The organism is Pyxidicoccus sp. MSG2 (genome assembly GCF_026626705.1).
GTDB lineage: Bacteria > Myxococcota > Myxococcia > Myxococcales > Myxococcaceae > Myxococcus.
On sequence record NZ_JAPNKC010000001.1, the window covers coordinates 1,435,367 to 1,453,588 of the forward strand.

Annotated in this window: 17 protein-coding genes and 1 pseudogene; 8 read left to right on the forward strand and 10 right to left on the reverse strand. The window is 71.8% G+C overall.

Annotated elements, in window-relative coordinates; translation table 11 throughout:
* Positions 1-7 precede the first annotated feature (7 nt).
* The 5 genes from OV427_RS05885 to OV427_RS05905 all read left to right on the forward strand — a co-directional run bounded on the left by OV427_RS05885 (position 8) and on the right by OV427_RS05905 (position 4,328).
* Complete coding sequence (locus tag OV427_RS05885) at positions 8-1,486, forward strand: B-box zinc finger protein (protein WP_267855123.1); 1,479 nt, start codon at positions 8-10, stop codon at positions 1,484-1,486.
* A gap of 47 nt (positions 1,487-1,533) precedes the next feature.
* On the forward strand, positions 1,534-1,917 hold the full coding sequence (locus OV427_RS05890; protein WP_267855124.1) for a carboxypeptidase-like regulatory domain-containing protein: 384 nt from the start codon (positions 1,534-1,536) through the stop codon (positions 1,915-1,917).
* A gap of 271 nt (positions 1,918-2,188) precedes the next feature.
* Positions 2,189-3,070, forward strand: a complete 882-nt coding sequence (locus OV427_RS05895) for a ribonuclease HII (protein ID WP_267863374.1) — start codon at positions 2,189-2,191, stop codon at positions 3,068-3,070.
* Entirely contained in the window at positions 3,067-3,702 is a 636-nt protein-coding gene (locus tag OV427_RS05900; protein WP_267855125.1) for a hypothetical protein, read from the forward strand. Before OV427_RS05895 ends, OV427_RS05900 begins: the two co-directional genes overlap by 4 nt.
* Positions 3,699-4,328, forward strand: a complete 630-nt coding sequence (locus OV427_RS05905) for a histidine phosphatase family protein (RefSeq protein ID WP_267855126.1) — start codon at positions 3,699-3,701, stop codon at positions 4,326-4,328. The genes OV427_RS05900 and OV427_RS05905 overlap by 4 nt, the downstream gene beginning before the upstream one ends.
* Before the next feature lie 46 nt (positions 4,329-4,374).
* Here OV427_RS05905 and OV427_RS05910 read toward each other — a convergent pair whose 3' ends face one another.
* The 3 genes and pseudogenes from OV427_RS05910 to OV427_RS05920 all read right to left on the reverse strand — a co-directional run bounded on the left by OV427_RS05910 (position 4,375) and on the right by OV427_RS05920 (position 8,560).
* Entirely contained in the window at positions 4,375-5,727 is a 1,353-nt protein-coding gene (locus OV427_RS05910) for an aminotransferase class I/II-fold pyridoxal phosphate-dependent enzyme (RefSeq protein WP_267855127.1), read from the reverse strand.
* A gap of 389 nt (positions 5,728-6,116) precedes the next feature.
* Positions 6,117-8,070: pseudogene (acs, locus tag OV427_RS05915) on the reverse strand (acetate--CoA ligase).
* A 67-nt stretch (positions 8,071-8,137) separates the two neighbouring features.
* Positions 8,138-8,560 (reverse strand): hypothetical protein, encoded by a 423-nt coding sequence (locus OV427_RS05920; protein WP_267855128.1) that lies wholly within the window; start codon positions 8,558-8,560, stop codon positions 8,138-8,140.
* A 124-nt stretch (positions 8,561-8,684) separates the two neighbouring features.
* Here OV427_RS05920 and OV427_RS05925 point away from each other — a divergent pair, with 124 nt between their 5' ends.
* The 3 genes from OV427_RS05925 to OV427_RS05935 all read left to right on the forward strand — a co-directional run bounded on the left by OV427_RS05925 (position 8,685) and on the right by OV427_RS05935 (position 11,630).
* Positions 8,685-9,107, forward strand: a complete 423-nt coding sequence (locus OV427_RS05925) for an NUDIX hydrolase (RefSeq protein WP_267855129.1) — start codon at positions 8,685-8,687, stop codon at positions 9,105-9,107.
* Between the two features lie 18 nt (positions 9,108-9,125).
* The gene (locus OV427_RS05930) at positions 9,126-10,742 is read left to right on the forward strand and encodes a site-2 protease family protein (protein WP_267855130.1); all 1,617 of its coding nucleotides are present in this window, start codon (positions 9,126-9,128) and stop codon (positions 10,740-10,742) included.
* 216 nt (positions 10,743-10,958) lie between these two features.
* Complete coding sequence (locus tag OV427_RS05935) at positions 10,959-11,630, forward strand: hypothetical protein (protein ID WP_267855131.1); 672 nt, start codon at positions 10,959-10,961, stop codon at positions 11,628-11,630.
* A 3-nt stretch (positions 11,631-11,633) separates the two neighbouring features.
* On the opposite strand, the gene moaD is transcribed toward OV427_RS05935, so the two are convergent.
* From moaD to OV427_RS05975, 7 genes are all read right to left on the reverse strand, one after another.
* On the reverse strand, positions 11,634-12,302 hold the full coding sequence (gene moaD, locus OV427_RS50555; protein ID WP_324289933.1) for a molybdopterin converting factor subunit 1: 669 nt from the start codon (positions 12,300-12,302) through the stop codon (positions 11,634-11,636).
* A complete protein-coding gene (locus tag OV427_RS05950; protein ID WP_267855132.1) occupies positions 12,299-14,128 on the reverse strand; it encodes a PKD domain-containing protein in 1,830 nt (609 codons plus the stop codon). Before OV427_RS05950 ends, moaD begins: the two co-directional genes overlap by 4 nt.
* Before the next feature lie 7 nt (positions 14,129-14,135).
* Positions 14,136-14,870, reverse strand: coding sequence for an MXAN_2562 family outer membrane beta-barrel protein (locus tag OV427_RS05955; protein ID WP_267855133.1), 735 nt, complete (start codon positions 14,868-14,870; stop codon positions 14,136-14,138).
* The gene (locus OV427_RS05960; protein WP_267855134.1) at positions 14,867-15,760 is read right to left on the reverse strand and encodes an MXAN_2561 family MXYO-CTERM-anchored protein; all 894 of its coding nucleotides are present in this window, start codon (positions 15,758-15,760) and stop codon (positions 14,867-14,869) included. Before OV427_RS05960 ends, OV427_RS05955 begins: the two co-directional genes overlap by 4 nt.
* Before the next feature lie 127 nt (positions 15,761-15,887).
* Positions 15,888-16,922, reverse strand: coding sequence for an aspartate-semialdehyde dehydrogenase (locus tag OV427_RS05965; protein ID WP_267855135.1), 1,035 nt, complete (start codon positions 16,920-16,922; stop codon positions 15,888-15,890).
* Between the two features lie 52 nt (positions 16,923-16,974).
* Entirely contained in the window at positions 16,975-17,712 is a 738-nt protein-coding gene (gene tsaB, locus OV427_RS05970) for a tRNA (adenosine(37)-N6)-threonylcarbamoyltransferase complex dimerization subunit type 1 TsaB (RefSeq protein ID WP_267855136.1), read from the reverse strand.
* Positions 17,713-17,723: 11 nt separating this feature from the next.
* Positions 17,724-18,218, reverse strand: a complete 495-nt coding sequence (locus OV427_RS05975) for a septal ring lytic transglycosylase RlpA family protein (RefSeq protein WP_267855137.1) — start codon at positions 18,216-18,218, stop codon at positions 17,724-17,726.
* Between the last annotated feature and the right edge of the window lie 4 nt (positions 18,219-18,222).

The following is an 18,222-nucleotide window of genomic DNA, read 5'->3' on the forward strand; positions in this document are numbered from 1 at the left end:
CGGGGCGATGAACGCCCTGCCCCCGGATGCCGTGGACGCGGACTCGCCGCGGCCCTTCTGCCAGCAACACCCGCGCGCCCCCGCCGGCTGGCGCTGTCAGACGTGCCAGGCGGCGCTGTGTCCCGACTGCGCGGTGGGACGGCGCGCGCAGACGGTGGAGCTGGTGGCGTGCGGCCTCTGCGGAGGCGGAGCCCAGCCCATCCTCACCCACCGCCGCCGCGAGCCACTGGCCCGACGGCTGACGCGCGCCTGGCGCTACGTCTTCACCGCGTCCGGGCTCCAGGTGGTGACGGCGGTGAGCCTCGTGCTGGCCGCCCTCGGGTTCTTGCTGGATACGACCGCCCCCTTCCTGAAGGTGCTGCCCCTGGCGCTGTACGGCAGCATGTTCTGGGCCACCTTCTTCATGCTGGTGCGGCGCTCCTCCCTGGGTGACACGGAGCTGGAGACGCCGGAGTTCACCGACTTCTTCAACGACGCAATCATCCCCGGCATCCGCGGGCTGACGGCCTTCGCCGCGGTGTGGATGCCGGCCATCGTCTACACCGCCTTCCTGCGCCCGGGGCACACCGGCTGGTACGGCCTCGGCTTCATCCTGACGGGGGACAACGTCCCCCCTGAGCTGCTGAGAGACCCGGTGCTCTGGGGCCTGCTGCTGCTGGGCGTCGTGTGGCAGCCCCAGGCGCTGCTCGTCACGGCGGCGGGCATGCCGCCCACGGCCATCTACAACGTGCCGGCCGTGCTGCGGATGGTGCGCGCCCTGGGCCGCGACTACCTGCTCACCGCGGGCGCGCTCGTGCTCCTGGGCGTGCTGCATCTGGCGGCGCACGGCATCGCACACGGGCTGCGGATGCTGGACCTGGTCTTCATCTCGCGCGTGCTGGCGGAGGCCGTCACGCTCGTCGTCCCCTTCACCGCGGCGCACGTGCTGGGGCTGCTGCTGTTCGTCCGCGGGGACTCGCTGGGGTACGGCGTGGCGCGGGACTACTGGGTCCCCATCCTCGGAGACACCGGGCCGCGCCTGGTGGCGCCGCCCATGCGCGAGGACGCGCCGCTCCCGGCCCTGCCAGCGGGCGTGGAAGCGTTCACCGAGGTGAAGGACGCGGCCCGGCAGGCCATGAGCGACGGGCTCTCCGCGCTGGCGTCCGCCGTGGAGGCGCGCGACGTGCCCCAGGCAATGGCTCTGTACACGACACTGCGGGGGCAGCCGGCGGTGCGAGTCCCTCCGGCGCACCACCTGTTCGTCGGACAGGCCGCGGCCGTGGAAGGAAACTTCCCACTGGCGGTAGCGGCGTTGGAGTCCGCGGCAGATGCGGCGCCAGATGAGGCCACCGCGCCCCGTGCGTTGGTACTTCTGGCGCGTGTGTTGGGCGAGCGGATGCGCGAAACGGAGCGCGCGGAAGAGGTCTACCGCTACGTGCAGCACCGCTATCCGGACTCGAGCGCGGCGCGCTTCGCGAGAGAGCGCGCTCCTCCGTCTTCCGACTGACAACGGCGTTGCCGCGCGCCCCGTCCGGCACCACCTTGAAGCGCATCATGGTTCGGGTGCGTGGGTGGTGGTGGCTCATCGGTCTGTCTCTCCTCGCCGGATGCGACGAGGCTCCGCGTGTCGAGCGCGACGAGGATGATTGCCAGGCGGAATTGGTGGCGTTGAGGGTGGAAGTGGTGACGGCGGAGGGGGCTCGCGTCCGGGGCGCCACCGTGACGGCCACCAATGTGACGTCGAACGCGAGCATCACCGGGGTGACGGATGAGCAGGGCGTCACCACCGCCATCAACGAGTCGCTCGCGCCCAGCCCGGTGCGCGTGGTGGCCAACGCCGGCGCCAGGGTGTCTTCCGCCCACCGCGTCGAGTGGACGTGTAACTCCTGTAACTGCGTACCGGAGCCGGCCACCCTGCAGCTCGAGCTGAATCCGTAGGGCCGGGAACCCATCCCTCCTTGCGCGCGGGACTTCCGGGCTTCGCACCGGAGAGGTTGTGCTGCCCCCTTCGCCTGGGGTACGGCTAACGCCATGCGCAACGCCCGCCTGCCTTCCCTGCGTCCCACCGTTTCCGCCTCCAGGGCGACCCGCCAGCCGGGCGTCGCCCCGTGCGCGGGAGGGGGAACGTGTCCGGGCGCAGGACGGGTTTCCCCTCCACGAGGTCATGCCGGCGCGCTACCTCTCGGGTAGGCATCACCGGGTCATCATCATGTCCGCAGACAGCGTGGAACAGCTTCTCCTGTGTGCGCTCTCCGAGCTGACGGAGCGCTACGTCACCCACTCCCAACCCGTGCCCGCGGGCCTGCTGGAGGCCCTGGACGGGGACTCGCGGCGGGGCGCGCGGGAGCTTGCCCGCCGCATCCGGGCGCGGCAGGAGCGCAACCGCTCCGAGGGCCAGCGCCTGCGCCACCTGCTGAAGTTCGAGGTGGAGTTGTGGGAGCAGGGCCTGACGCACGTGGCGGGCGTGGACGAGGCGGGCATGGCGCCGCTGGCTGGCCCGGTGGTGGCCGCCGCGGCGGTGCTGCCGAAGGGCTACCGGCTCAAGGGGCTGGACGACTCGAAGAAGATTCTCGACGCGGAGAAGCGCGAGGAGCTCGCGGTGGCCATCAAACGCGACGCGGTGGCGTGGGCCGTGGGGCGGGCGGAGGTGGAGGAAATCGACCGCATCAACATCTATCACGCGGGCCTGCTGGCCATGCGCCGCGCGGTGGAGGGGCTGGGGTTGAGGCCGGACTTCGTGCTGGTGGACGCGCGGAAGATTCCGGAGTGCCCCTCGCCCCAGCGCGGCATCATCAAGGGGGACACGCTCTCCATGAGCATCGCCGCGGCCTCCATCATCGCGAAGACGACGCGCGACAGGCTGATGGCGGAGCTGGACATGCAGTACCCGGGTTATGGGCTGGCCGCCCACAAGGGCTACCCGACGCCGCAGCACGTGCAGGCGCTGAAGGAGAAGGGCGTGCTGCCCATCCACCGCCGGAGCTTCGCGCCGGTGCGCGAGGCGCTCGGGCTGGGGCCCGCCTCCACGCCCTCCGCGGTGCAGACGGAGTTGTTCCCCGCTATCTCTTCCCGGACGACGACCGAATCGTGAGCTCGGACCAGGACATCGACGTATGGATGGCGGCGCGGGGCATCACCCTGCCTGACGCCAGGGCCCGGGCCCGCGCCGTGCTGACGGAGGCGGGGCTCACGCGCGACGGCAAGCAGCGCATGAGCGAGCCGAAGCTGCTCAAGGCCGCCGAGGTGCTGGACGGCCGCTTCTTCTCCGTGTGCGCGGACGCGGCGTGCCTCAAGGTGGCGCAGGCGAGCGGCAAGGAGCCGCTGCGCGTGGAGCCGCGGAGCCACTGCGCGCGGTGCGGGGGCTCGGCGAACCGGCGCGCGGAGGTGGCCTTCGTGGAGAGCTGCCGGCGCCACGGCGTGCGCAAGGTGGTCATCGTGGGCGGCTCGCCCGCGGTGCGCGAGGAGCTGGAGGAGAAGCTCGGGGACCAGATTGACCTGCGCATGGTGGACGGCACCGAGCGGCGCACGTCGGACCGGGCGCGGAGTGACTTGGACTGGGCGGACCTGGTGCTGGTGTGGGGCGCCACGGAGCTGCACCACAAGGTGAGCGGGCACTACACGCACGGGGGCCCGGCCTACAGCCACAAGGTGGTGCACGTGGTGCGCCGGGGCGTGGCCGCCCTGCTGGAAGAGGCCATGACACATCTGGAGCGGGCCCGTTGAAGACCGAGCTCATTCTCATCCGACACGGCGAGACGGAGTGGAACTCAGTGAACCGGCTGCAGGGGCACCGGGACAGCGCACTGAGCCGCGAGGGGCTGCGGCAGGCGGATGCGCTCGCCGCGCGGCTCGCGTCGGTGCGCTTCCACGCGCTCTACAGCAGTGACCTCGGCCGGGCGCTGGAGACGGCCCGGCGCATCGCCACGCGCACGGGGCACGCCGTCGTCCCGGACACGCGCCTGCGCGAGCGGGGCCTGGGCATCCTCGAGGGGCTGACGCGGGAAGAGGCGGGAGCGCGCCACCCGGAGGTGTTCGAGCGCTACTCGAATGGCGGGCCGGACTACGTCGTCCCCGAGGGAGAGAGCACGGGGCAGCGGCTGGCGCACGCGGTGGAGTGCCTGCGGGAGCTGGGCAGGCGCCACCGGGGAGAGCGGGTGGTGGCGGTGACTCACGGCGGCGTGCTGAGCCTGCTGTTCCGCCACAGCCTGGGGATTCCGCACAGCACGCCCCGCGCCTTCTCCGTGCTCAACGCGGGGTGGAACCAGTTCGACGACCACGACGGCACGCTGCGGCTGGTGACGTGGGGCGACGTCACCCACCTGAACGACGTCAGCCGCGACGACACCTGAGCCGCGCCCCGCTCCGTGAATCGAGCGGGGCTGCCGCGGGCACCCCCTACAGCTCGACCTGCGAGCGCTCCTCGCGCAGCGCCGCGCGGGAGTGCCGGGACTGCGACTTCACCAGCCGGCGGGCCTCGTCAATCGCACCGGACACCACCTCGGCGGCGTGGCGCGCCTGCTCCGGCGTGTGCGTCGCCATCACCTGCATGCGGAAGCGCGTCTCGCGCAGGCGCACCGCGGGGTACTCCACCAGGTTGGAGAAGATGCCGCGCTCGAAGACGAGCTTGGCGGCCAGACGGGCCACCTTCGGGTCCCCCACCGGCACCGGCACCACGTTGGAGGGCTCGCCGAGGCACTCGATGCCGCGCTCGGAGAAGGCGGTGCGCAGGGCCACGCTGTTCTCCCGGGCCTTCACGCGCAGCGCCTCGCCCTCCTCCGAGCGGACGATGCGCAGGGCCTCCAGCACCACCGCCGCCTGGATGGGCAGCAGCGCGTTGGAGAAGATGTGCGGCCCGCCCATGACGCGGACGTACTGGCGCACCGCCGGGTTGCGCGTCGCCATGAAGCCGCCGTTGGAGGCGAACGTCTTGGAGAAGGCGCCCACCACCAGGTCCACCTTCCCGAGCAGCCCCTGCACGCCCAGGCTGCCCGTGCCGCGAGGCCCCAGCGCGCCCAGGTCGTGGGCCACGTCCACCAGCAGCGTGGCGCTGAACTCGCGGCAGATGGCCTGCAGCTCCTCCAGCCGCGGCACGTCCGAGTCCATGGAGAACAGGCCCTCGGTGACGACGAGCACGCCGTTGCGCGTGTCGCGGGCGCGAATCTCCTGAAGCTTGCGGCGCATGGCGCGGTTGCTCAGGTGCGGCACGCGGCTCACGTTCTGCGTGGCGGCGGCGGCGCCCTGCTGCAGGCACTGGTGCGACAGCGCGTCCATCACCACGTGGTCATCCGGGCGCACCAGCCCGACAATGGTGCCGAAGCCCGCGCCCCAGCCCGTGGAGAACAGCGCCACGTGCGGCATCTGCAGGTGCTCCGCCAGCGCCTTCTCCAGCATCAGCGACGGCGCGGTGTTGCCCCCAAGCATCGCCGAGCCCGCGCTGTGCAGTCCGTATTGCTCGATGGCCCTGTGCGCCGTGGCCACCACCTCCGGATGCGTGGAAAGCCCCAGGTAGTCCTGCGAGCCGAAGTTCAATCCCAGCTGCGAAGCACCCGTCTCCGCCCGCACTCCGCACTCCGCCGTGGGAGCCCCCTCCAGGCTCCGCGAGTACGGCCAGAGCCCCGTCTGGCGCCTCGCCTCCTGCCACTGGAAGAACTCCTCCGTCCGCCCCAGCAGGTCAGGTCCCGTCGGCTGCGCGTAGTTGGAGATGAAGTGGGTGAAGAGGGGGGATTCCAGCTGGTCACGCAGATCCATGAAGCACTTCCAGGGGAGGAGGGGGGCATCGCGGGGACGGGAGCCAACGCGCTTGGGGGGCGAGCCGGGTCGCATTTAATGCCCTTGCATCTTTTCACTGTCAACCGGCCTACTCAGACGACCGGGCTGTATTCATTTGTCCCGACTCAACGGAATGTACGGCACAGAGCGAAAGTCTGCCCTTGCATGCGACCCAGGCAAGTCCAGCAAACGCTTGCTGTGGACTCACCGCTCGCCGTCTGTCTCGACGTGCTTGTAAGGGTAACCCGCTAGGTGGGAGTGGCCGCCGCGCAGCGGGGGCCGCACACGCGAAGGCCCCGGTGCCGCCCGTTCGTTCCAGGCGACTCCGGGGCCTCCTGGCCCCACCCCACGGTGCGAACCCGCGTGCGCTACTCGTCGTTCTGCCGCAGGGCCGCGAGGACGTTGAGGTCCTCCAGCGTGGTGGTGTCCTGCGTGGACTGCTTGCCCGAGGCCACGTCGCGCAGCAGCCGGCGCATGATCTTCCCGGAGCGCGTCTTCGGCAGCGCCTCCGCGAAGCGGATTTCATCCGGCCGGGCAATGGCGCCAATCTCCTTGCTCACGTGCGTGGCGAGCTCCTTCTTCAGCTCGGCCGACGGCGCATTGCCCTGCTTCAGCGTGACGAAGGCCACCAGCGCGGTGCCCTTCAAGTCATCCGGGCGGCCCACCACGGCGGCCTCGGCGATGCGCGGGTGCGCCACCAGCGCGCTCTCCACCTCCGCGGTGCCCAGGCGGTGGCCGGCGACGTTCACCACGTCGTCCACGCGGCCCATCAGCCAGAAGTACCCGTCCGTATCCGTGCGCGCGCCGTCGCCGGTGAAGTACTTCCCCGGCAGCTCGCTGAAGTACGTGCGCACGTAGCGCTCCGGGTCGCCGTACACGGTGCGCAGCATGGAGGGCCACGGCCGGGTGATGAACAGCAGGCCGCCCTGCCCCTTCGGCACCGGGTTGCCCTGCCGGTCCAGGATCTCCGCGTGGATGCCGGGCAGCGGCAGCGTCCGAGCCGGGCTTCGTCGGCGTGGCGCCCGGCAGCGGCGAAATCATGATGCCGCCCGTCTCCGTCTGCCACCACGTGTCCACCACGGGGCACCGGCCGCCGCCGATGACGTCGCGGTACCACATCCACGCCTCGGGGTTGATGGGCTCGCCCACGCTGCCCAGCAGGCGCAGCGAGGACAAATCGTGCTTGCGCGGGTGGTCCTCGCCCAGGCGCATGAAGGCGCGGATGGCGGTGGGCGCGGTGTAGAGGATGGTGGCCTTGTAGCGCGCGATGATTTCCCAGAAGCGGTCCGGCCCCGGATGCGTCGGCGCGCCCTCGTAGAGGACGGTGGAGGCGCCGTTCATCAGCGGGCCGTAGACGACGTAGCTGTGCCCCGTCACCCAGCCCACGTCCGCGGTACACCAGTAGACGTCGTCCTCGCGCAAATCGAACACCCAGCGCGTGGTGAGCGACGTGTTCACCGCATAGCCGCCGGTGGTGTGCAGCACGCCCTTGGGCTTCCCGGTGGAGCCGGACGTGTAGAGGATGAACAGCGGGTGCTCGCTCTCCACCCACTCCGGCTCGCACACGTCGGACTGGGCCTTCACCAGCGCGTCCCACGCCACCAGCTTCGGGCCGGACAGCGCCACCGAGTCACCCGTGCGCCGCAGCACCACCACCTTCTCCACGGTGGGCATGTTGGGGACCGCGGCCTCCACGTTCTTCAGCAGCGGCACCACCGCGCCCTTGCGCCAGCCGCCGTCGGCGGTGAGCAACAACCGCGCGCCCATGTCGTTCATGCGCTCCTGGAGCGCCTCGGCGGAGAAGCCGCCGAACACCACCGAGTGCACCGCGCCGATGCGGGCACAGGCCAGCATGGCCACCGCCGCCTCGGGAATCATGGGCAGGTAGATGCCCACGCGGTCTCCCTTGCGGATGCCCAGGGACTTGAGCCCGTTGGCCAGGCGGTTCACCTCCGCGGCCAGCTCACCGTACGTGATTCGCCGCCGGTCACCCGGCTCGCCCTCGAAGAGGATGGCGGGCTTGTCGCGGCGCTTGTCCAGGTGCCGGTCCAGGCAGTTGTAGGCCAGGTTGGTGCGGCCCTCGACGAACCAGCGCGCGTGCGGCGGCTTCCAGTCGAGCACCGTGCGGAAGGGTTCCTTCCAGAACAACTCCTCGCGGGCCCGGTCTCCCCAGTACTTGTCCGGGTCCTTCGCGGCCTCGTCCCAGAGCCGCTGGTAGTCCGCCATGCTGCGCAGGTGGGCCTGCCGCGCGAAGGCCTCGGGCGGGGGGAAGACGCGCGTCTCCGTCAGGACCGACTGGATCTCGTGCTGCGTTTCAGCCATGGGCTCCTCCGCGGAAAGGGCTACCGCCCCTCTGTTCTAGGAACCCACGGAGAAAGGCTCAAGCGAACTAGTCGCAGCGCTTCGAATCCTTGACGGCTTCGTAGCGCATCCACAGCTCGCACACGCACGTGTCCGGGCGCTGGGCCTCGTAGCGCACGCGCAGCACGCCGTCGAACTGCGTCTCACATTGCGTCGTGCCCTCCAGGTGGAAGTTGACCTGGTCGAGCAGACACTCCTCGCCATTCACCTCGGCGACGGCGTTCACCACGCTGCCGTCGATGGCGAAGTCGTCCCCCGTCTCGAGGAAGTAGCCGGTGAGACGGCTGTCCAGCAGGTCCAGGTCCAGGGTGACGACACGGCCGGTCACCTGGAGGGTTCCCGTGAACTTGTCCCGGTTGGACTCGACGAGCCCGCACTCGTCGCGGAAGACCTCGACAGGAGTGAAGACATAGTCGCCCTGCTCCTGGGCGTAGGGCAGGCAGCTGGCCATGCCAACCACGAGGAGGGCGGGAACGAGGAGTCGGAAGCGTCTCGGGGTGGACACGGCGCGCACCATACCCCACGGGGCGCATTGGGTGCAGTGCGCCGTGACGGGGGCGGTTAGACTCGGGCGCATGGCTGAATACCGCAACCCCAAGCCCACCGTGGACTGCATCATCGAGCTTCCCGGTGAACGCATCGTCCTCATCCGCCGGAAGAATCCGCCGGTGGGCTGGGCGCTGCCGGGCGGCTTCGTGGACGAGGGCGAGGCGCTCGACACGGCCGCCGCGCGCGAGGCGCTCGAGGAGACGGGGTTGAAGGTGAAGCTGGTGGAGCAGTTCTTCACGTACTCGGACCCGAAGAGAGACCCGCGCCAGCACACGATGTCCACTGTCTACCTCGCCACGGCCGAGGGCGAGCCGAAGGGCTTGGACGACGCGGCGGAGGCGAAGACGTACTCACTGGACGCGCTGCCGAAGGACCTCTGCTTCGACCACGCCACCATCCTCTCCGACTACCGGACCTACAAGCGGACCGGGCAGCGTCGGAAGCTGTAGGGACACGGCGCTCGGCGGATGCACTACGCGCTCGTCCTCCTGGCCCTCGGGGCCCTGCTGGCCCTGCATGAGTTGGGGCACCTCGTCGCCGCGCGGCTGCTCGGCGTGAAGGTGCCGCGCTTCGTGTTCGGCTTCGGCCCGCCCCTGGTGTCGTTCCGGTTGTGGGGGACGCAGTACGTGCTCGCCACGGTACCGCTGGGCGCCACCGCGCACGTGCAGGGGATGAACCCGCACCGCGCGGACGCGGCGGAGCCGGCCAGCTTCCGCGCGGTGGGCCCGCTGCGGCGGGCGTTCATCATCCTGGCGGGACCGCTGGCCAACGCGGCGCTGGCCCTGGGCATCCTCTTCGCGCTGTACACGTCGGGCACGCACGTGGTGGTGCCGCTGACGGTGGGCACGGTGCAGCCCGGCTCGGAGGCGGCGCGGGCGCAGTTGCTGCCGGGAGACCGCATCGTCAGCGTGGGCGGGCAGCCGCTGCGCAGCTGGACGGACTTCGTGGAGAAGGTGGCCGAGGCGCCGGGCCGCACGCTGGAATTGGGCGTGGACCGACATGGCGAGCAGCGCATGGTGCAGGTGCGCCCGCGTCCGGACGAGCGGGGAACGGGCCGCATCGGCGTGAGCCAGCAGTACGTGTACCGGACGCACGGCGCCGGTGAGGCGCTGGGGCACTCGTTCGCGCACATCGGCAACGTGGCCACCGAGGGGCTGGCGATGCTCGTGCGGCTGGTGAAGGGGCCGCGGCACGACGACGCGGTGGGGCCCGGGGCGCTGATGCGCCAGGAGTCGTCGGACGCGGCGGCCTCCGGGGCGGACGCGATGCTGCGGGCACTGGTGGCGGCCTCGGTGGCGCTGGCGCTCCTGACGATGCTTCCCGTGCCGGGGCTGGATGGCGGCCGGGTGGTGCTGCTCCTGGTGGAGGCGGCGAGCGGACGCAAGCTGCCCGCGCGCGTGGAGACGGTGGCGCAGACGGTGGGCTTCCTCGGCATCGCCGTGGCGATTGTCGCGATGGCGGGCGCGGAGATTCGCCGGGCGCTTCCGGAGCCGGCACAGCCTCCCGCACCGGTGGTCGCGGGCGCGGCGACTCCTCCGAGCGTGCCCGTGCCGACGGCGTCGGCACCGGCGACGGCTGCGCCAGTCAGTGGAGCTCCGGTGGCACGGCCGGCGGCGGTCGTTCCCTCGGATGCGGGCACTGTCGCCACGGGTGGTGCGGCCGCGTTGGATGCGTCGACACCCGCGCAGGGCGCGACGGTGGCCATCGGGAGTGCTCCGGCTCCGACGGCAGCGGCCGACGCGGGCACGGCGGCCACGGTGGCCACGACCGAGAGCACGTCCTCCGCGATGGCATCGGATGCGGGGCCGCTCCCCGCCCCTGCCGCGCCGACGGTCGCGGCCAGCCCCGGAGCAGGTGGAGCGACACCTCCGCCCGCGGGCGCTGCGTCGGGGACGCCCGTCATTGCGGTCCCGGTTTCGCCAGGCACTGCCGGAACCAAGGAGGCAGCACCAGCCCCGGTGCCGGCCGCGACGCCCCCCGCATCCCCGACTGGAACCGCTCGCGTGGAGGCCGGACAGCCCCCGGCGTCGCCCCAGGGCAGTCAGCCCACGCCGCCCGCGACCGCCAGCGACACGCCTCCGTGAGAGGCGACGGACGCGCCTCGCCCCAGCGCGCTCGGCCCAGGCCTCGGCGGGCAGCGTCCATGACGGCCCACCACGCACCGAGCAGCCTCCGCCCCGGCAAGCCCGCTCCGTGGAAACTCCACCCCCTCCCGGCTGTCCAGGGACCTGCCAGGCGGCGGACGTCGCCTGCGGGACGTCTCGGGACACTTCGAAGGGCCGAGGAGTGGTGAAGGACCTATGCTTCAGCGCGCGATGAGCACCAAGCCGAGCGGAGGGCTGTACTGCGAGCTTTACTGGGGCACCAACCTGTCCGAGGCGTGGAGTTATGGCCCCGAGCAGTCCCAGGTCCACGCCGCTCCGGACGAGAAGGCCGCCCTGCCCCTCTACGGCTTCACGCTCCCGGAAGAGCCCTTCCTCCTCGCCGAGCGCACCGAGCGCGGCTGGCGCATCCACCTGCCGCCCGCCGTGCACACCCAGCGCAGGGTGCGCGGAGACGCCTTCGGCACCGTCCCGGAGACCGACCTGCGTCGCCAGGAAGGCCGCACGTCCGTGGAGCTGTCCGAGGGCACGACGCTCCGCCTCACCGAGGGACAGCTCCACCTGGTGGTGCAGAGCTCCGTGGTGAAGGAGCGCGTCGGCCGTCTCCAACTGAAGGACTTCGGCTGGCTGATGGTGGTCAGCGCCCTCTTCCTCAGCCTGCCGGTGGGCTTCCTCATCGCGGGCCCCACTCCCGAGCGCGCGGCCGAGTCCAACGCGCGCGCCCTGAAGGCCGCCGCCGAACAGGAAGCCGCGCGCCGCAAGGCCATGGGCCTGAACACGCCGCTGCGCCCGCTCACCGACACCGAGCGCGCCCAGCAGACCGACGGCGGCACCGGTGTGAATGTCCCCGGCTTCTTCCGCGTCCGCTGAGCGTCAGGGCCCCAGGCCCACCCAGACGTCGCCGTCCTCGAAGAATTCCTTCTTCCAGATGGGCACGTCCTGCTTGAGCCGCTCAATCGCGTGCTCACAGCCGCGGAAGGCCTCCTTGCGGTGGGGCGCCGCCGCGGCGATGACCACCGCCAGCTCTCCCGGCACCAGCGTGCCCACGCGGTGGACGATGGCCAGCCGCGTCCCGGGCCACTGCGCCGCGGCTTCCGCGCCAATCTCCGCCAGCTTCTTCTCCGCCATGGGCGCGTAGGCCTCGTACTCCAGCCGCAGCACGCGCCGGCCCTTCGTCTGGTTGCGCACGGAGCCGCTGAACGTCACCAGCCCGCCGAACGCCTCGCCGCCCACCGCCTCCACCACCTCTTCCAATCGCAGCGGCCGGTCCACCACCGAGAACAACCCCGGCGAGCCGCCCGCCACCGGCGGAATCAGCGCCACCTCCGCGCCCCCGCGCACCGGTGCCTCCAGGCCCACGAATTCCTGGTCCACCGCCACGCGCAGGTGCGGCAGCAGCGGCGCCAGCGCCGGGTGCCGCTCGCTGATGAGCCGCAGCACGTCGCGCACGAGCGCGCCCTCCGGCACCTCCAGCGCCTCGCGCGCCCCGCCCGCGCGCTCCCGGGCCGCGGCGAAGTAGAGGACCGTGACTCGCCCGCTCAACGCGAGACCTCCCGCGTACCGCGCAGGGAGACGCGCCCCTTGAGCCGGGCCCCGCCCTCCGCGAGCGAGAAGTCCAGGAAGGCCGAGTCCAGCGGCGTGAGCTGTTCCAACAGCGCCCCGGTGAAGGCCTGCGCCGCGTCGAGCTGCCCCTCCGGCACGCCCGGCACCACCTCCGGCGCCTGCAGGTCCGCGCGCAGCCGCCCCAAATCGAGCATCACCGACACGTGCCCCGCGCCGAACGCCGCGCCACCGAAGCGCTCGCGCAGCGCGGCGCCCACGTCCCCGCGCGCTCGCCCTTCCAGCAGCTCGCCCGCCAGCAGCGTGGCGCGCTGCGGGGTGATGCGCAGCTCCACGGGCTGCTCGCGCACCTGCGTGCGGTACAGCACGCCGTCCGGCAGCGGCTGCGTGGTGTAGCGCAGCGACGTGTCCTCGAGCTGCTGGTCGATGAGCTTGCGCACGGCTTGCGCGGAGTTCAGGCCCGCCTCCACCACCACGGTGCCCTTCGGCTCCGGCCGCTTGTTGCGGATGAAGTTGCGGAAGAAGGCGGGCGCGTCGAAGTACACCAGCATCGCCACGTCGCCGCGCAGCGCCTTCAACAGCGCCTCCGCGTCCAGCCCCTGCTGGCGCCACCGCTCCAGCGTGTGCTCGCGGCGGGGAGAGCCGGGCGCGCCGAAAGCCAGCTTCGCCAGCTCCTCGGGCGGCACCGACAACTGCGCCGCCGCCATGGGCCCCAGCGCCGCCTGCTCCAGCAGCGCCGACGCCGGCGCGCCCACACCCTGGAACAGCGGCCGCGACGAGGCGAGGAAGCCATCCAGCTCCATCGCCTCCGCGCCCGCGCTCACGCCCAGCGACGCGAAGAAGCCGCGCACCGGGCCCGGCTCCTCCCGCGGCTCCGGCCGCGCGCCCGAGTACAGGTACACGCTGCCCTCGGCCACCTTCCCGCGCAGCTCGCCCAGCAGCGGCTCCTCCGACAGGCCGGCCCCGGTGAGGCCCTTCACCCGGCGACGCACCACCTCCGGGTCCGGAGACACGACGAGCTGTGCCTGCACGGGCTCGCCCTCCTCCGGCGCGTCGGGGCTCTCCGGCACGACGAGGTAGACGTAGCCCCGGTCCTCGAACAGCAGCATCGACGGGCCGTCGTCCTCGGGCACCACCCGCGCCGAGCCGTCCTCCTGCCGCATCACCGTATGGCCCGCCTCCTCCAATTCGCGCCCCACGGCGTCCAGGGCCTCGGCGGGCTCGTACACGCCCAGCAGCGCCACCACGCCGTCGAAGTCGGGCGTGAGGAAGAAGCCGAAGCCCTCGTCCGGGTCCACCACACCGCCGGGGCCGCCGTACAGGCCGCGCAACAGCAGCGACACCAGCGGGGCCTCCTCCAGCGAGCGCCGCGCATTCTCGGGGCCGATGAGCCGCTCGTAGAAGTCCACCAGCGGCTCCACGCTGCCGCGCAGCCGGGGCACCCACAGCACCGTCTGCGCGCCCGCGGGCACCGCGCGCAGTACCGGCCGGGGCACCACGGTGAGCTGCACGCGGCCCACCTCCTGGCCCTCGTGCAGCGCGCGCACGGTGTACGCACCCGGCCGCGCGAAGGCATGGGACAGGCGCGCGGCCTGCCGGGTGGCGGTGCCGTCACCCAATTCCCAGGTGACGGCGGGAGCGCCCTCCTCGCGCGAGCCGAGCTCCACCGGCACGCCCGCCTCCACCGTGCGGTCCTGCCCCAGGTCCGGCCGCACCGCGCGGCGGCAGCCGGCCACCGTGGAGCCCACGGCGGCCGTCAGCAGCAGGAGTGCGACAAGCGAAGCAGCGCGGCGCGGGGAAAGCGGCATGAGCCGCTTAGTAGTCCAGCGCCAGTCCGAACATCCAGCGCCGGCTGGACAGGTTGAGCCCGCCCCCGCCGAAATCGTTCACATCCGAGTAGATGTACTCGGCGAACAGGTAGGAGTGGTTCACCCCCAGGTCCGAGTCGAAGTCGCGCGCGAAACGCGGCTCCAGCACGTCGAGCATGAAGGCCACGCCGCCGGTGGCGCTCCAGCCCCACTTGCCGCCGGAGCCCGACTTGCCGTTCACGACCTCCCGGCCGCTGCCCTTGGTAATCCACCACGGGATGTAGTTGAGGCCCAGCTTGCCGTACGGCACCAGGGGCACGCCCCACTCGAAGGCCGCGTAGTCGAACTTGTAGAAGACGTTGGCGCTCAGCGGAATCACCCGCAGCGCCGTCTGCTCGCCGGCCTTGCCGCCGTCGGCCAGCCTCGCCGCCGCGTACTTCTCCCCGTAGCCGGCGGACAGGCTCAAGCCCGCCGTGCCGATGCCCTGGTAGAAGAAGCGCTGCAGCTCCGCCTCGAACAGCAGCAGCGAGGCGTCACCGAAGGTGTCCTTGTACGGCGTGGCGCCGTTGAGCGCCTCCTCCTCGTCGATGAGGGGCCTGTACCCGCCCAGGCGCAGGACGATGGCGCCCGTGCGCGGCGAGGTCAGCGACACCTTCGCCTCAGTCACCGTTGTCGAATCCTGTCCCCATGCCGGAAGCGCGGCCAGCAGCGCCGCGAATCCGAGGGCCGTTGCCCGCCTCATGACTGCTTCCTCCTCGACAGCCAGAATCCCAGGGCGGCCAGCACCGCGCCACCCGCCAGACCACCGCCGGCCGCGCCGCAGCCGCCCGTCTCCTGGCCACCCGCACCCACGTAGGCCTGGAAGAAACCGTTGCTCTTGACGGGCGTACCCGTGGACGGGTCCGAGTCCGTGGAGTTGCCCGCGACGTCCGTCGCCCTGGCGGTCACCTGGTAGGTCACCCCGTTCTCCAGGCCCTCCAGGTTCGCGAGGCCCTCGACGGCCGTCGTCTCGTCCGTGGACACCACCGTCCCCGTGCCTCCATCCGCGTTCGGAAGGGTGGCGGTGACGACCACGGTGGAGTCCTCCTCGGCCGACACCGTGACACCCAACGCGGAGTCGCGGGGCGTCACCGCGTCGATGGTGGGCTTGGGAGGAGGCTTGGTGTCGAAGCGCACCAGCACGGGCGACGTCACCTTGATGAGGGTGTCACACTGGGAAAAGCTGTTGATCACCGTGACGGAAGCGCACACGCGCATCGTCTGCTCCACCTGGGCCGTGGAGCACGTGTCCGTGCCTCCGTCCGTCGCCGTGAAGAGGGGCAGGCCGTTCACCGGAACCTCGCGGAACAGGTTGCCCGGGCTGTTGACGCTGCTGACGGCCACCGCCTGCAGCTCCTGGTCCCCTGTCGCCGGCTCGTCCTTGCAGGAGCCGCTCGTGGTGACCCACAGCTGCATGTCCTCACAGGCAACGCCCCCGGAGAGGGTCCAGCGGACCTGCAGCTTGTCGCCGCAATCCTCGCTGTTGAGCCCGATGACCTTGGCGGTATCGGTGATGTTGTCGACCGTCAGGGAGAGGGTCTGCCCCAGGGCGGTCGATGCGAAGAGCAGGAGACCAACGAATAGGAAACGCATGGGTACGCGCACGCTAGCAAGCGGGAGGCCACCCACAACCCCCATTGTACCGGCGCATTTCCCCCGGGGCGGACGGCCGCCCCGCGCCAAACAGGCAGGGGGCGGCCGGGGGCGGTCTGCCAATTTGTCAGGCGGGGCGTTCAGCCAGCTTGAAGCCGGCCTCCACCAGGTTGAGGGCGGCGCCCCGGCTGGCGTTGTCCACGGCGGCGAAGAGCGTCACCCACTCCGGGGCCTGGGGGAAGGCGCGCACCCGGCCCACGTGCACGGCGGGGTCCGACATGACGAGCATGGGCATGGGGTAGATGCGCTCGCCGGGGGTGTCCAGCACCTTGAGCACCGGCGACGTCTTGAGGGCGGCGCGCACCTGCTCCACGGGGCCCGCCTTCTTGAGCTGCACGTTGAGGGTGATTCCGTGGCCGTAGAAGGTGGGCACCTGCACCGCGGTACCGGCGATGACGGGCACGTCGCCGCGCGCGGAGAACAGCCGGGCGCCTTCCAGCGTCCAGCCGCCCTCTTCTTCCGTCCACGGCGAGTTCACCATGAAGCCGCCCACCTGCGGCACCAGGTTGAAGCCCACCCGGTGGGGGAAGACCTGGGGCTCCGGCTCGCGGCCGGACAGCAGGTCCGCCGTCTGCTTCTCCAGTTCCGACACCCCGCGCACGCCCGCGCTGGACACGCCCATCATCGCCGTCACCTGCGCGCGCGCCACGCCGAAGGCCCGGCGCAGCGGCTCCACCACGTGCACCACGGCGGTGGTGACGGCGCCCGGCAGGCACACCACGCGGCCCTTGAAGGTGAAGCCGGCGCCCAGCGCCTCGGTGTTGAAGCCGGGCAGCACCAGGGGCACGTTGCCGTCGCTCCGGAAGGCGGAGCTCGCGTCCACCACCCACGCGCCCGCCGCCTGAGCGGCCGGGGCCAGCGTGCGGGACGCCTCGGCCGGCGTGGCCAGCAGCACCACGCCGATTCCCCGGAAGGCCTCCGCCGTGGCGCGCTCCACCTCGAGCGAGTCCTCGCCGTACTCCACCTCCAGCCCCTTCGAGCGCTCCGAGCCGAAGGCGCGCACGCGCTCGGCGGGCACGTCCTGGGCGTACAGCGCGGCCAGCACCTCACGGCCCACCGCGCCGGTGGCACCCACCACGGCGATACTGAAGTCGTTTTTCATGGCGCGTCCTTTACGTCACCGCGCACGACGCGGCGAGCACCGCGCGTGCGCTTCAGTCTTCCTTCAACCGCGCCGTGGGCACCGGCCCCGGCAGCGGGGGGAACTTCGGATTGCGCTCCGGCTCGGAGGCGCGCACGTAGTGCGGCTCCAGCGCGAAGAGCGCCTGCAGCGAGCGCTCCTCCGGGAAGCGCACCAGCCGCGCCAATTCCACCGCCGAGGGGAAGGCCGGCCCGGCCAGCAGCCGCTCCGGCGACACCCCATGCGACTGCAGCGCGGCACGGTAGTCCGTCAGCGCGGGGCCCAGCGCCACCGCGCGGGGCTCCGCCGCCAGCCGGGCCGCCACTTCCTGGGGCGACATGGCCGTCTCCGGCTCCAGCGCCTCCACGGTGGTGCCCGTGCGCTGGTACGCGCCCAGGTACAGGTCGTCCTTGCGCGCCACCGCGAGGCAGTAGAGCGGCACGCCCTCCGGCCCCTCCAGCGCCACCGCCGCCAGCGACGACGCCCCGGCCACCTTGAGGCCCGTCGCGTACGCCAGCGACTTCACCGTGGCCAGGCCGATGCGCAGCCCCGTGAAGGAGCCCGGCCCCAGCCCCACCGCCAGCCCCTCCAGGTCCGCCAGCTTCACGCCCTGCCGCGAGAGCAATTCGCCCACCACGCCGGGCAGCAGCTCGCTCTGCTTCTGCGGCGGGGGCACCACCACGTGCTCCAGGGCGCGCAGGGCCCCGGAGGGCTCGCGCTCCACCAGGGCGAGCGACAGCGTCAACGTGGAGGTGTCCAGCGAGAGGAACATGGAGCCGCTCCCTACACCGGCGCGGCCCACGACGCCCGGGGAATCTCCGAGACGGGCGTCTCGCAGCGGTACAGCCGCACTCGCGCCACGCCCTTGTCCAGCATGTCCAGCTTCTGCGCCGCCGCCTTGGACAGGTCGATGATGCGGCCCTCCACGAAGGGCCCGCGGTCATTCACCCGCACGTCCACCTGCTTGCCGTTCTCCATGTTCACCACGCGCACGCAGGAGCCGAAGCGCTCCTTGCGGTGAGCGGCGGTGAGGGCGTTCTGGTTGAAGCGCTCGCCGCTGGCGGTGGGCCGGCCGTGCAGGCCCGGGCCGTAGAAGGACGCCAGCCCCTCGCCCAGGTACGTGCGCGGCATCTGCTCGCGCTTCGTCACGCGCGACGAGCCGGAGGACTTCGGATCCTGCCGCGTGGCCGTCTCGGGTGGCTGGGGCTTCGCGGCGCGCGGGGCGCACGCCGCGAGGAGGCTCAACCCGAGAACGAAGGCAACGGCGGGAGCTCGCATGGCA